Source organism: Paraburkholderia phytofirmans OLGA172 (genome assembly GCF_001634365.1).
Classification (GTDB): Bacteria; Pseudomonadota; Gammaproteobacteria; order Burkholderiales; family Burkholderiaceae; genus Paraburkholderia.
This window is the reverse complement of sequence record NZ_CP014579.1, coordinates 2,553,775-2,565,872: the sequence shown is the minus strand read 5'-3', so window position 1 is coordinate 2,565,872 and position 12,098 is coordinate 2,553,775. Positions and strand designations below refer to the sequence as shown.

Sequence of the window (12,098 nt, the reverse complement as noted above, 5' to 3'; positions counted from 1 at the left end):
GAACCGCTGCAGCGCGCATCGCGGGAGATCAACTTATACTGAGCGCTTCCCGCCTTTCGAAAAAGCGATTCGCCGTGCCCCGTGCCTCGCCCAAGGACGACCTGCAGCCGGTGCCGCCCGTGCAGCCCGACCTCGACGATTGTTGTCATAGTGGCTGCAATCCGTGCATCTTCGACCTCTACGATGAAGCGTTCGAGCGCTATCGATCAGCGCTCGCCGAGTGGCAGGCGCGGCAGGTGGCGCGAGCGGTGCAAACGGTGCAAACGGTGCGCACGGCACATGCGCGGCAGAGCAAATCGCGCACGCGCCGCTGAACGGTCGACCTCGTCGGACCTTGCAGTTTACGAACCTTGTTGAAACACTGGGTGTTGCAATGACCGGTCGAATCCGCAGCCATACCCTATCCCCGTCATGACCAACCCTCAACCCACGCACATCGAACCGTTCAACGAATCGCACACGCTGGACGACCTGCATACCTTCGTGCAGCGTTATCCGCGTCTGTTCGTGCTGACCGGCGCGGGCATCAGCACCGACTCCGGCATTCCCGGCTATCGCGACGACAATGGCGCGTGGAAGCGTTCGCCGCCGATCACGCTGCAGGAATTTCTCGGCACGGCCGCGATGCGCCAGCGCTATTGGGCACGCAGCATGGTCGGCTGGCCGGTGGTGGCCGACGCGCAGCCGAATGCCGCGCATACCGCATTGGCCCGGCTCGAAGCCGCGGGACATGTGCCGACGCTCGTCACGCAGAACGTCGACGGTTTGCATCAACGGGCGGGCAGCCGCGAGGTGATCGAACTGCATGGCGGCATCGACGCCGTGACGTGTCTGGACTGCGGGTTGCAGCATTCGCGCGCGTCGATCCAGCAGACGCTCGAAGCCGACAATCCCGCGTTGCTGAACGTCACCGCCGAAACCGCCGCCGACGGCGACGCGCATCTGGAGTGGCACGATATCGAATCATTCCGCATTCCGGCGTGCACGAACTGCGGCGGTTTGCTGAAGCCCGCGGTGGTGTTCTTCGGCGAAAGCGTGCCGCGCGAGCGTGTCGAAGCGGCTTCGCAGGCGCTCGATGCGGCGGACGCAGTGCTGGTGGTCGGCTCGTCGCTGATGGTTTATTCGGGCTACCGTTTCTGCGTGTGGGCGCAGAAGCAGGGCAAGCCGATCGTCGCGATCAATCTCGGGCGCACGCGCGCCGATGCGCTGCTGTCGCTGAAAATCGCCGCACCCTGCGCCGATACCCTGACCGCGCTCGCGGGCCGTCTGGCGCTGGACTGAACACGCCACCTACAGCCGTGAACGCGCCGAACGCGTGTGCACGGCCTCATATTGAAACAGGGTGAACATGACTGATTTTCATGCGGCGTTGCGGCAACGTTCGCCGTCCGCCGAACGCAATCGCGAACCGATTCTTGCTGTATTGCGCGAGGTGCTGCCCGCCACCGGCCGCGTGCTGGAAATCGCGAGCGGCACGGGCCAGCACGCTGTCTGCTTCGCCCGCGCGTTGCCTGGGCTTGACTGGCAGCCGAGCGATCTCGATGCGGATGCGCGTGCGTCGATTGCGGCGTGGGTTGCGCACGAAGGGCTGGCGAACGTGCGCGCACCGCTCGCCCTCGACGTGCATCAGGCGGATTGGGGCGTGGATAAGCACGACAAGCCCGATACGCACGACAAGCCCGATACGCACGACAAGCTCGACAAGCTCGACAAGCTCGACAAGCTCGACAAGCTCGACAAGCTCGACGCCGTAGTCTGTATCAACATGATTCACATCTCGCCGTGGAGCGCGACGCAAGCGCTATTCGCCGGCGCGAGCCGCCGTCTGGCCGATGGCGGTGTACTGTATCTGTACGGTCCTTATAAACGCGGCGGCGCGCATATCTCGCCGAGCAACGATGCGTTCGATCAGCAGTTGCGCAGCCGCGACCCCGCGTGGGGCGTGCGCGATATGGAGGCCGTGGTAGCGTTGGGCGCATCGGTCGGACTCGTGTGCGACGAGCCGATCGCGATGCCGGCCAACAATTTCAGTCTCGTGTTCAGGAAACGCCAGGACGTGGCGCGGGTCTGACAGACGTTCGACGTGTGGGTGCCTGATCGGCGTCGTGACGTGCGCCATAAAGCGCGTCACGAGGCAAAGGGCGAGCTGTCTCGTGAGGCAGCCACACGTAGCGGAAAAGGTTCGCTCGCTGAGCGTCAATGTGCGCCAACGAGCGGCAAGCCGGCATTTCTTTTATCCTTTCACCCTCGACGTCCCGCCGATGTTCCTTCCGGCGCGGCGTCTCGACATAATTGGACTCTGGAGAATTCACATGGGCAAACAGGCAATCGGCGTGGTGGGGCTAGCGGTCATGGGCCGCAATCTGGCGCTCAACATCGAAAGCCGCGGCCATGCGGTGTCGGTGTACAATCGCAGCCGCGAGAAAACCGACGAACTCATCGCCGAATATCCGGACAAGAAGCTGGTGCCGGCCTTCACGTTGGAAGAGTTCGTGGAGTCGTTGGAAAAACCGCGCCGCATTCTGCTGATGGTCAAGGCAGGCGAGCCGACCGACGCCACGATCGCGCAGCTCAAGCCGCTGCTGGACAAGGGCGACATCCTGATCGACGGCGGCAATACGCATTTCACCGACACCATCCGCCGCAATCAGGAACTCGCAAAAGCCGGCCTGCATTTCATCGGCACGGGGGTGTCGGGCGGCGAAGAGGGCGCATTGAAAGGCCCGTCGATCATGCCTGGCGGCCAGCGCGACGCCTATGACCTGGTCGCCCCGATTCTCACCGAAATCGCCGCCAAGGCGCCGGACGGCGAGCCCTGCGTCGCGTACATGGGACCGGACGGCGCGGGCCACTTCGTGAAGATGGTGCACAACGGCATCGAATACGGCGACATGCAACTCATCGCCGAGAGCTACGCGGTGCTCAAGCAGGTGGTCGGTTTGTCGAACGAGGAACTGGCCAAGGTCTACACCGAATGGAATGAGGGCGAGCTCGATAGCTATCTGATCGAAATCACCTCGAAGATCTTCAAGAAGAAAGACGAAGAAACCGGCAAGGATCTGGTCGACGTGATCCTCGACCGCGCCGCACAGAAGGGCACCGGCAAGTGGACCAGCCAGAATGCGCTCGACCTCGGCGCGCCCCTGCCGCTGATTACGGAAGCCGTGTTCGCGCGCGTGCTGTCGTCGCTGAAAGATCAGCGCGTGGCCGCGAGCAAGGTGCTGGAAGGACCGGTGGCGAAGCCGCTCGGTGCCGGGCGTGACGCATTCATCGAGTCAGTGCGCCGCGCGTTGTACTTCAGCAAGGTGATTTCGTATGCGCAAGGTTTCGCGCAACTGCGGGCGGCGTCGGAAGAGTACAAGTGGGATCTGGATTACGGCGGAATCGCGAAGATTTTCCGCGCCGGCTGTATCATCCGCGCCCGCTTCCTGCAGAAAATCACCGACGCCTATGCGAAAGACAAGGCGATCGCCAATCTGCTGCTCGACCCGTACTTCCGCGACATCGCGAAGAACTATCAGTCGGCGTTGCGCGAAGTGGTGATTGCCGCCATCAATGCGGGCGTGCCGGTGCCGGCGTTCGCGTCGGCCGTGGCCTATTTCGACGCGTATCGCTCGGAACGCCTGCCGGCGAACCTGGTGCAGGCACAGCGCGATTTCTTCGGCGCGCATACGTTCGAACGTATCGACAAGCCGGGCAGCTTCCACGCGAACTGGGGTTAAGTGTTTGAATTGCGGCCCGGCGCGCGCGTGCAGTAAGGCGCGCCGGGCCGCGCGACCGAATGAAATCGAGCAGGCAATTATTGCTGAAGGCTATCAGACAAATAGCGTGCCGACTCGGCAGCTTGTCTATTATTGTGAAATTCGAAATAGAGTTTCGTCGTTTTAGGGGTTTCCCCTAGGTGTCAACGCTCCTAAACTTGTACTTAAGCGCTACGGGACAACGAGCCCAAAGCACATTAAATACAAGTTCTGGAGGTTTACATCATGAAGACTCTTATCTCTGCAGTTGTCGTCGCTGCCGCTCTGGTCGCTCCTGTTGCTTCGTTTGCTCAATCGAACCAGCCGGTGACGCGCGCTGAAGTACGCGCTCAACTGGTGCAACTCGAAAAGGCGGGTTACAACCCGAGCGGCGATCAAATCAACTACCCGGCTAACCTGCAAGCCGCACAGGCACGCGTCGACGCACAGAACGGCACCGCTCAAGCAGTGAACAGCGGCTACGGCGCACCGATCGCAGGCAGCTCGCAAGCGGGTCGTCCGGTGAGCAGCAATGACCGCAACTCGGTCTACTTCGGCAACTAATTCGCGCCGAAGCCGATGGAAACGCCGCCTTGCTGATTGGCGGCGGGCAATAACGAAAACGCCGACCGGATTGCCGGGCGGCGTTTTGTCGTTTACGGCCCAGGCTTCGCCGTCAGATCGGTTTCGAAGCACGCATCAACGGTTCGGCAAATGCGGAATCCCTTCATTGCTGGTCAGATTGAGCTGATGAATCTGCCGATGCGCCTTGATGCGCCTTGTTCAGATGCGCCTGCGCGGCCACGCGTTGCGCTTCGAGTTGCGCGCGGCGCGTTTCGCCGTCCGAGCGCAGCTTTAATGCACGGTGCGTTGCCGACGGCCTATTTCGTCGAACAACGCGCGGCTTGGCTCCAGGGCAAGCAACCAGGATTCGTCGTAGCCGCTGAGATTGTCGAGCGCCTCGCGCAGCCGTTCGATCGCTAGAGCCGGAATCTCGACGCTGGCTTCGACACCGCTCGACAATCCCGCGATGCTGGCCAACTGGACCAGCGCGTCGGCGGCTTCGGCGACGTCTGCCGCGAAAACCAGATGCGTGTTCAGCAACTCGACCAAACCGGGCGACGCCGCAACATCGTCGACGTTGAATTGCACGGCCAGAAACGTGGCTTTGTTCATCCCCAACTCCTCGCAGGATTCAGGCGTTTTGCTTACGGTACGCTGCGGCAGCATGACTGAGTATAGGCGAGGGCTGAAAGGATTCAATGATCATACGAATGTGCTCGGGCGGTCTCCTGCCGGCGGTCGTGCCTGCCGCAACACCTATAATGGGCCCAGTCGAAACGCGTGATCCCGCCGGCCGGGTGGTCCCGTATGCGGCACGGATAACGCGCCGGCAGCGTCTGATTCTCGAGCCGCTATCCGCCCTGAAGATCATTCGCAGCAAGCGCTTCACTGCGGCGCGTCCATGGGGCGCGCTCGATATCGCCAGCATATGCGGGCGGCATAATGGATACACGCCGCAGCGCCTGCACCCAGAGGCACGGCAAATGCTTGGGGGCTGATTGAATCCGATTGAATCAAAGTGTCGAGGAAATTTACATGACAAGACAATGGCAATTCACGGCGACCCGGTTGCTGATCTCGGCGACACTCGGCGTGATGTTCAGCGGCTGTACCACGATGCCGTGGGAAAGCACGCCGTTCTACAGCAGCGCGCCGTCCCGTCCGACTACCCTTGCCACTGTCCCTGTGCCGGCCGGTTACTACCGCGCCAATCCGGGCGACACGCTGGCGGGCATCGCGTCGGCGTACGGCCGTAAGCCGCAGGAGGTTGCGGCGTGGAACGGTCTCGCGTCGAATGCGGCCGTCAATCCAGGCCAGGTGCTGCGGGTGGCTCCGCCGATGGCGTCGGGTAGCGTGGTGACCCCCCCGGTCAATGTTGCCGGCCGGAATGATTCGGCTACGACGCTTGGCGCGCCCGGTGTTGCGCAGCAAGGCGTGCTGCTGTGGCCGTTGCGTGGGCCCATCCTGAAAGCCTTTGCGCCGGGCAAGTCGAACGGCATCGTGATCGGCGGCCATCCGGGCGATCCGGTCAAGGCGGCCGCCACCGGACGGGTGGTGTACGCGGGCACGGGGATCGAAGCCTACGGTCCGCTCATCATCATCAAGCACGACGACTCGCTGATCACCGCCTACGGGCAGAACAGCACGCTGCTGGTCAAGGAAGGCGACGCTGTCGCGCAAGGTCAGACCATCGGCGAAGTCGGCGTGGATAGCCGGGGCGTGGCGTCGATCCAGTTCGAAGTGCGCCAGAACGGCCAGCCGGTCGATCCGCTTGCGTGGCTGCCGAAGTCGGGCGGGTAAGCTGCTTTTAGCGCGGTTTTCAGCGCCGCGTTAATTGAATACACTGTGTGGCTCAACGGCAGGAGCCGCGTCCCTCCATCGGAGCAGATGAAGCGGCACGCGGGCCGCCTGTCGCAGGCTGTCATGCATTGACACAAACAGGGACACACAAGGCTCTCACCATGATCGATTTGCGCAGCGACACCGTAACCCGTCCGACTCCGGCCATGCTCGCGGCGATGTCAGCCGCCGAAGTGGGCGACGACGTCTGGGGCGACGACCCAACCGTGCTGCGCCTGCAAGCAGCGGTCGCGGAGAGCGCCGGCAAGGAAGCAGGCCTGTTCTTCCCGAGCGGCACGCAAAGCAATCTGGCGGCGTTGATGGCGCATTGCGCGCGCGGCGACGAATATATCGTCGGCCAGTTGGCGCACACCTATAAGTACGAAGGCGGCGGCGCAGCGGTGCTCGGCAGCATTCAGCCGCAGCCGCTCGAGAATGCCGCCGACGGTTCGATCCCGCTCGAGAAGATCGCCGCAGCGATCAAGCCGATCGACAACCACTTCGCGCGCACCCGGCTGCTGGCGTTGGAAAATACCATCGGCGGCAAGGTGCTGCCGGCGGCATATGTCGACGAGGCGGTGCAGTTGGCGCGTCAGCGCGGGTTGTCGGCGCACCTCGACGGCGCGCGGGTCTACAACGCGGCGGTTGCTTCGGGTAAGCCGGTCGCGGCGCTGTGCGAACCGTTCGATTCGATCTCGATCTGTTTTTCGAAGGGCCTGGGCGCGCCGGTCGGCTCGGTATTGGTCGGCAGCCAGACGCTGATCGAGGTGGCGCATCGCTGGCGCAAGGTGCTGGGCGGCGGGATGCGCCAGGCCGGCGTGCTGGCGGCGGCTTGCCTGTACGCGCTGGATCACAACGTCGAGCGTCTTGCCGACGATCACGCGAATGCCGCGCATCTGGCGGCCGGTCTGGAAGCGATCGACCCGGTCAAGGTGCAGTCGATCGCGACCAACATGGTGTTCGCGCAGTTTCCGCAGCAGCATTGCGCGCCGCTCGAAGCGTGGCTCAAGGAGCGCGGCATCCTCACGCAGATGCTCTATGCGTCGCGCTTCGTCACGCATAAGGATGTGTCGCGTGCGGATATCGATACGTTTATCGCCGCGGTGAAGGGGTATTTCGCCGCGCGGTGATCGATCGCTCAGGCGGGATGGCAGGACTGGGATTGAAATGCCAGGTTTGAGCGGCTTGGAGAGAAACGCCTGAATCGACATGGCGGGATCGAAAATACCGCGACTCAGGCAGTTTAGAAAAACGGGCGCACAGCCACTGCAGTGCGCCCGTTTCTTTTATTCCGCCGACGCTTTCGCGTGCACGCCCGCGCGGTGCGACGGCGCGAACAGACGCAGTCCGCTCGCGAGGCTCGCCGCGCCGGCAAAGAAGGCGCCGGCGCTGAGCGCGAGTGTCGGTCCGTGCCGGCCGGCGATGCCAAAGCTCAGCGCGACCAGCGCAGCGCCGGTGGTCTGTCCGAGCAGCCGGGCCGTCGCGACGATGCCGCTGGCGCCGCCGCTGCGCTCGGGTGGCGCGCTCGCCATCAATGCCTTCAGGTTGGGAGACTGAAAGAAGCCGAAGCCCGCGCCGCAAATCGCCATGCGGATGCCGATGTCGAGCACATGCGGATGCACCGGCAGCAATGCCAGCGACGCCATCCCTGCCGACATCACCGCAAGGCCGATCGCACCAAGCAAGCCCGGCGGATAGCGATCGGACAGACTGCCCGCCAGCGGCGCGGCCAACGCGACCACCACGGGCCACGGCGTCATCAGAAAACCTGTCTCGACCTGGCTGCGATGCAGCACATCCTCGAAGTAGAAAGGCAGCGACACGAACGCCAGCGCTTGCGCGGCGAACGAACACACCGCGGTCACCGCCGACAACGCGAACACCGGCCGCTTGAACAGATCGACCGGCAGCATCGGCGCCGGGTGACCGGCTTCACGGCGAATCAGCAATACGCCGAACACCACGGCGACCGCGGCCGCACTCAGCACCCGTTGCGTCGAAGCGCGCTGGGCCGCCTCGCCGAGCGCGAAGATCAGCGCGGCGAAGGTGATCACGTTGAGGAGCGCCGCAACCGGGTCGAAGTTGTGCTTGCCGCGCTCGGTGTGCGGCAGCGCAGGCCACGCGAAGGCCAGCGCCAGCAGGCCGAGCGGCACGTTGACCGCGAACAGCCACGGCCATGCGGCAACGGACAGAATCAGCGACGCCACCGTCGGCCCGACCGCAAACGACACGCCGACGATCAGTGCGTTAGTGCCGAGGCCGCGTCCGAGGCGATGCGGCGGATACAGATAGCGGATCAGCGCCGTGTTGACGCTCATGATCGCGCTCGCGCCGAGACCTTGCAGCACGCGCGCGGCGGCCAGCATTGGCAGCGTCGACGCGAGCGAGCACGCTAGCGACGCCAGCGTGAACAGCGCAATGCCGCCGATATAAATCCTGCGATGCCCGACGATGTCGCCGAGCGCGGCGAGCGGCAGCAGTGTTGCGACCATCGCGAGCTGGTAGGCGTTGATGATCCACACCGACGCCGCGGGCGCGGCGTGCAGATCCCCGGCGATGGCGGGCAGGGCAGTGTTGGCGATCGCGGTATCGAGCGTGGCGAGCGCGACCGCGAGCATGATCGCGGCCATCGCGCGGCGGTTGGCGGCGCTCATTGGGCCGTCCGCTGGAAGGGTTTGGTCGAGCGTGGCGCCACGGGTGGCGCTGGGGTGATCGGGCAAGGCGTGGCTCGTCGGTTATGCATGCCGTGGCGCCGGGCGCGTCGGAGGGACAGCGCGGCGCGCAAGCGGCAGGATTGCGTGGCGTGAAGCGCGCGGGGCCTGAGTCGAGCAGTCAGGTCGGCTCGCGCGGCGAATGGTGCGATTGTTACAGAGACGTGGAAATCGTGCTGGCCGGTCAGCGGGTGGGGCGCTTTGTCGAGCGCTTGCAATGCAACTAACGGTCAAGCCCGGGCGGCATCTTCGAACTGGTGCGCCTCGGCATTGTCACGCACTACTTCAGCACCACCGTTCAGCAGACGAGGCGCTCCGATTTGATCACATATAGAGCCGGTCAACGCATTCATCGGCAAGTCACACGTTGGAAAAATAATCGTGCTGCCTCTCCCATGCAGGCGGCTTTCACCGCTCGCCATCGTTTGCCTGTTTTGCGGGCCGATGCACGCGCGCAGTGCCGCGCACCGGCTGCGTCTGCACCGGGTACGTGCGCGAAAGCCGTGAAGCAGCGTGTGTCGGCGGGCATGGCATGTGCATGAACACCCGCTTGCGCTCGCCGATGTTCGCGGGCCGTAAAATGTCGTACTCTGTTTGTTAACCCGCCTGACCGGCACGCGCCTCCCGTCCGTCACCTATGCGGTTCGCGCATGTCGCGTCGTCATTTCCCGGAGGCTTCGATGACAGCCGTCGATCTGGAATTCGACCAGCTCAACAGTACCGTCGACGCGCTACGGCGCTCAATTTCCAATCGCATGATGTATGGCGTCGGCAAGGACGCCGTCACCGCTCACCCGCATGACTGGCTGCATGCCGCGGCGCTCGCCGTGCGCGACCGGCTGGTCGCGCGCTGGATGAAGACCACGCGCCTGCAGTACGAACAGGACGTCAAACGCGTCTACTACCTGTCGATGGAATTCCTGATCGGCCGCACGTTTACGAACGCGTTGCTCGCGCTCGGCATCCACGATCAGATGAAGGAGGCGCTCGCCAGTCTCGGCGTCGATATGGACACGCTGGTCAATATCGAGCCGGACGCGGCCCTCGGCAACGGCGGTCTCGGGCGGCTCGCCGCCTGTTTTCTCGATTCGATGGCGACCCTCGGCATTCCGGGCTTCGGCTACGGTATCCGTTATGAATACGGCATGTTCCGTCAGGAGATCGTCGACGGCGAGCAGGTCGAAGCGCCGGACTATTGGCTGCGCGCAGGCAATCCGTGGGAGTTTCCGCGGCCCGAGATCAAGTACATGGTGCATTTCGGCGGGCGCACGGTACAACGCGGCGAGCATGTCGAGTGGATCGACACCGAGCATGTGAACGCCACCGCCTACGACACGGTGATTCCGGGTTACGCGACCAGTGCGACGAACACGCTGCGCCTGTGGTCCGCGCGCGCAACCGAAGAGCTCGATCTCGGCGCCTTCAACCGCGGCGATTACCGCAACGCGGTCGACACCAAGAACATGTCTGAGAACGTCTCGCGGCTGCTCTATCCGGACGATTCGACGCCGGCGGGCCGCGAGTTGCGGCTGCGTCAGGAGTACTTCTTTGTTTCAGCGACGATGCAGGACCTGATTCGCCGCTATCAGCGCACACACAGCACGTTCGGGCGCTTCTCCGAAAAAGTCGCGGTGCATTTGAACGATACGCACCCGGTGCTGGCGATTCCGGAGCTGATGCGTTTGCTGGTGGACGTTCATCATCAACCGTGGGACAAGGCATGGCAGCACGTCACAAGGATCTTCTCGTACACGAACCACACCTTGATGCCCGAAGCGCTCGAAACGTGGGACGTCGAGATGCTTGCTCGCCTTTTGCCGCGGCATCTGGAGATCATCTTCGAGATCAATGCGGGGTTTCTCAAGCATGTCAGCGAACAATTGGGACATGACGGCGAGATGATCCGCCGCATTTCGCTCGTCGACGAATATGGCCAGCGGCGTGTGCGGATGGCGTATCTGGCGATCGTCGCGAGTCACAAGGTGAATGGCGTATCGAAGCTGCACTCGCAACTGATGACGCGCGATATTTTCGCCGACTTCGCACGCCTCTATCCGGACCGTTTCACCAACGTCACCAACGGCATCACGCCGCGGCGCTGGCTGGCGCAGGCGAGTCCGTCGCTGTCGTCGCTGATCGATCAGCAGATCGGCACGCATTGGCGCAGCAATCTGTTCGAGCTGGAACAACTGCGCAATCTGCGCAACGATGGCGCGTTCCTTGAGGCCTTTCGTGAAGCGAAGCGGCAGAACAAACTGCGGCTCGTGCAGCGGCTCGCGCATCACACCAAACTGCACTTCGATCCCGATGCGTTGTTCGACCTCCAGGTCAAGCGCATTCACGAATACAAGCGGCAGTTGCTGAACGTGCTGCACGTGATCGTGCGCTATAACCAGATTCGCGCGAATCCGGAGCGCGATTGGGTGCCGCGCGTGGTGATGTTCGCCGGCAAGGCCGCGTCCGCGTATCGCATGGCGAAGACGATCATCAAGCTGATCGGCGACGTCAGCGAGAAGGTCAATCACGATCCGTTGATCGGCGATCGCCTCAAGGTAGTGTTCGTGCCGAACTACGGCGTGAGCGTGGCCGAGTTGATCATTCCGGCGGCCGATCTGTCGGAGCAGATTTCAATGGCCGGCACTGAAGCATCAGGCACGGGCAACATGAAACTCGCCCTGAACGGCGCGTTGACGATCGGCACAATGGACGGCGCCAACATCGAAATCTGCGACGCGGTGGGGCGCGAGAACATCTTTATCTTCGGCCATACCGCTGACGAAGTGGACGACCTGCGCGCCACCGGTTACCGGCCGCGGCATGTGTACGAGGAGAATCCGGAACTGCGCATGGCCCTCGACCAGATTCGCACGGGCTTCTTCTCGCCGGACGATCCGCTGCGCTTCTCGGACATCTTCCACACGTTGGTGGATTGGGGCGATCACTATATGGTGCTCGCCGATTTTGCCGCGTTTGCGAAAGCGCAGGACGAGGTGGATGCGCGTTTCGTCGACAAGCGCGCGTGGGCCGAGAGCGCGATCGAGAATGTCGCGGGCATGGGGCAGTTTTCATCGGACCGCACCATCGGCGAATATGCGCGCAACATCTGGCATGTGAATCCGCTCAGTATGGAGTGACGCGGGCGTGTTGCGGCGCTTGCTAAAATGCGTGCTCAAATAAGAAAAGGCCGTGCGAAATGAACTGCACCCCAAAAGTTGGACACCGATCCAACCTTTGGGGTGCAGTT

11 protein-coding genes are annotated in these 12,098 nt (G+C 63.1%); 9 read left to right on the top strand and 2 right to left on the bottom strand.

Annotated elements, in window-relative coordinates:
• Window positions 1–74 precede the first annotated feature (74 nt).
• The 5 genes from AYM40_RS31455 (at window position 75) to AYM40_RS31435 (ending at window position 4,304) form a co-directional block, all read left to right on the top strand.
• On the top strand, window positions 75–314 hold the full coding sequence (locus tag AYM40_RS31455; RefSeq protein ID WP_063499904.1) for an oxidoreductase-like domain-containing protein: 240 nt from the start codon (window positions 75–77) through the stop codon (window positions 312–314).
• 97 nt (window positions 315–411) lie between these two features.
• A complete protein-coding gene (locus tag AYM40_RS31450; protein WP_063499903.1) occupies window positions 412–1,281 on the top strand; it encodes an NAD-dependent protein deacetylase in 870 nt (289 codons plus the stop codon).
• A gap of 67 nt (window positions 1,282–1,348) precedes the next feature.
• Complete coding sequence (locus tag AYM40_RS31445; RefSeq protein WP_063499902.1) at window positions 1,349–2,071, top strand: DUF938 domain-containing protein; 723 nt, start codon at window positions 1,349–1,351, stop codon at window positions 2,069–2,071.
• 241 nt (window positions 2,072–2,312) lie between these two features.
• Window positions 2,313–3,722 (top strand): NADP-dependent phosphogluconate dehydrogenase, encoded by a 1,410-nt coding sequence (gndA, locus tag AYM40_RS31440; RefSeq protein ID WP_063499901.1) that lies wholly within the window; start codon window positions 2,313–2,315, stop codon window positions 3,720–3,722.
• Between the two features lie 264 nt (window positions 3,723–3,986).
• Window positions 3,987–4,304 (top strand): DUF4148 domain-containing protein, encoded by a 318-nt coding sequence (locus AYM40_RS31435; RefSeq protein ID WP_063499900.1) that lies wholly within the window; start codon window positions 3,987–3,989, stop codon window positions 4,302–4,304.
• Window positions 4,305–4,595: 291 nt separating this feature from the next.
• Here the strand turns inward: AYM40_RS31435 and AYM40_RS31430 are convergent, their stop codons facing one another.
• Window positions 4,596–4,916, bottom strand: a complete 321-nt coding sequence (locus AYM40_RS31430) for a hypothetical protein (RefSeq protein WP_063499899.1) — start codon at window positions 4,914–4,916, stop codon at window positions 4,596–4,598.
• A 423-nt stretch (window positions 4,917–5,339) separates the two neighbouring features.
• Here AYM40_RS31430 and AYM40_RS31420 point away from each other — a divergent pair, with 423 nt between their 5' ends.
• Complete coding sequence (locus AYM40_RS31420) at window positions 5,340–6,104, top strand: peptidoglycan DD-metalloendopeptidase family protein (RefSeq protein ID WP_063500832.1); 765 nt, start codon at window positions 5,340–5,342, stop codon at window positions 6,102–6,104.
• A gap of 161 nt (window positions 6,105–6,265) precedes the next feature.
• Complete coding sequence (ltaE, locus tag AYM40_RS31415; protein WP_063499897.1) at window positions 6,266–7,273, top strand: low-specificity L-threonine aldolase; 1,008 nt, start codon at window positions 6,266–6,268, stop codon at window positions 7,271–7,273.
• A 156-nt stretch (window positions 7,274–7,429) separates the two neighbouring features.
• Here the strand turns inward: ltaE and AYM40_RS31410 are convergent, their stop codons facing one another.
• Window positions 7,430–8,797, bottom strand: coding sequence for an MFS transporter (locus AYM40_RS31410; RefSeq protein WP_063499896.1), 1,368 nt, complete (start codon window positions 8,795–8,797; stop codon window positions 7,430–7,432).
• An 83-nt stretch (window positions 8,798–8,880) separates the two neighbouring features.
• On the opposite strand from AYM40_RS31410, the gene AYM40_RS31405 reads away from it, so the two are divergent.
• Together AYM40_RS31405 and AYM40_RS31400 are read left to right on the top strand one after the other, a co-directional pair.
• Window positions 8,881–9,081: a hypothetical protein gene (locus AYM40_RS31405; protein WP_063499895.1), complete on the top strand. Its 201-nt coding sequence runs from the start codon at window positions 8,881–8,883 to the stop codon at window positions 9,079–9,081.
• Window positions 9,082–9,534: 453 nt separating this feature from the next.
• Window positions 9,535–11,988 (top strand): glycogen/starch/alpha-glucan phosphorylase, encoded by a 2,454-nt coding sequence (locus tag AYM40_RS31400; RefSeq protein WP_063499894.1) that lies wholly within the window; start codon window positions 9,535–9,537, stop codon window positions 11,986–11,988.
• The last annotated feature ends 110 nt before the right edge of the window (window positions 11,989–12,098 follow it).

Excerpts from the sequence above, each read along its gene's own strand:
- AYM40_RS31450 (WP_063499903.1), top strand. The coding sequence starts at position 412 with ATGACCAACCCTCAACCCACGCACATCGAACCGTTCAACGAATCGCAC.
- AYM40_RS31445 (WP_063499902.1), top strand. The coding sequence starts at position 1,349 with ATGACTGATTTTCATGCGGCGTTGCGGCAACGTTCGCCGTCCGCCGAA.
- gndA (WP_063499901.1), top strand. The coding sequence starts at position 2,313 with ATGGGCAAACAGGCAATCGGCGTGGTGGGGCTAGCGGTCATGGGCCGC.
- AYM40_RS31435 (WP_063499900.1), top strand. The coding sequence starts at position 3,987 with ATGAAGACTCTTATCTCTGCAGTTGTCGTCGCTGCCGCTCTGGTCGCT.
- AYM40_RS31430 (WP_063499899.1), bottom strand. The coding sequence starts at position 4,916 with ATGAACAAAGCCACGTTTCTGGCCGTGCAATTCAACGTCGACGATGTT.
- AYM40_RS31420 (WP_063500832.1), top strand. The coding sequence starts at position 5,340 with ATGACAAGACAATGGCAATTCACGGCGACCCGGTTGCTGATCTCGGCG.
- ltaE (WP_063499897.1), top strand. The coding sequence starts at position 6,266 with ATGATCGATTTGCGCAGCGACACCGTAACCCGTCCGACTCCGGCCATG.
- AYM40_RS31410 (WP_063499896.1), bottom strand. The coding sequence starts at position 8,797 with ATGAGCGCCGCCAACCGCCGCGCGATGGCCGCGATCATGCTCGCGGTC.
- AYM40_RS31405 (WP_063499895.1), top strand. The coding sequence starts at position 8,881 with ATGCATGCCGTGGCGCCGGGCGCGTCGGAGGGACAGCGCGGCGCGCAA.
- AYM40_RS31400 (WP_063499894.1), top strand. The coding sequence starts at position 9,535 with ATGACAGCCGTCGATCTGGAATTCGACCAGCTCAACAGTACCGTCGAC.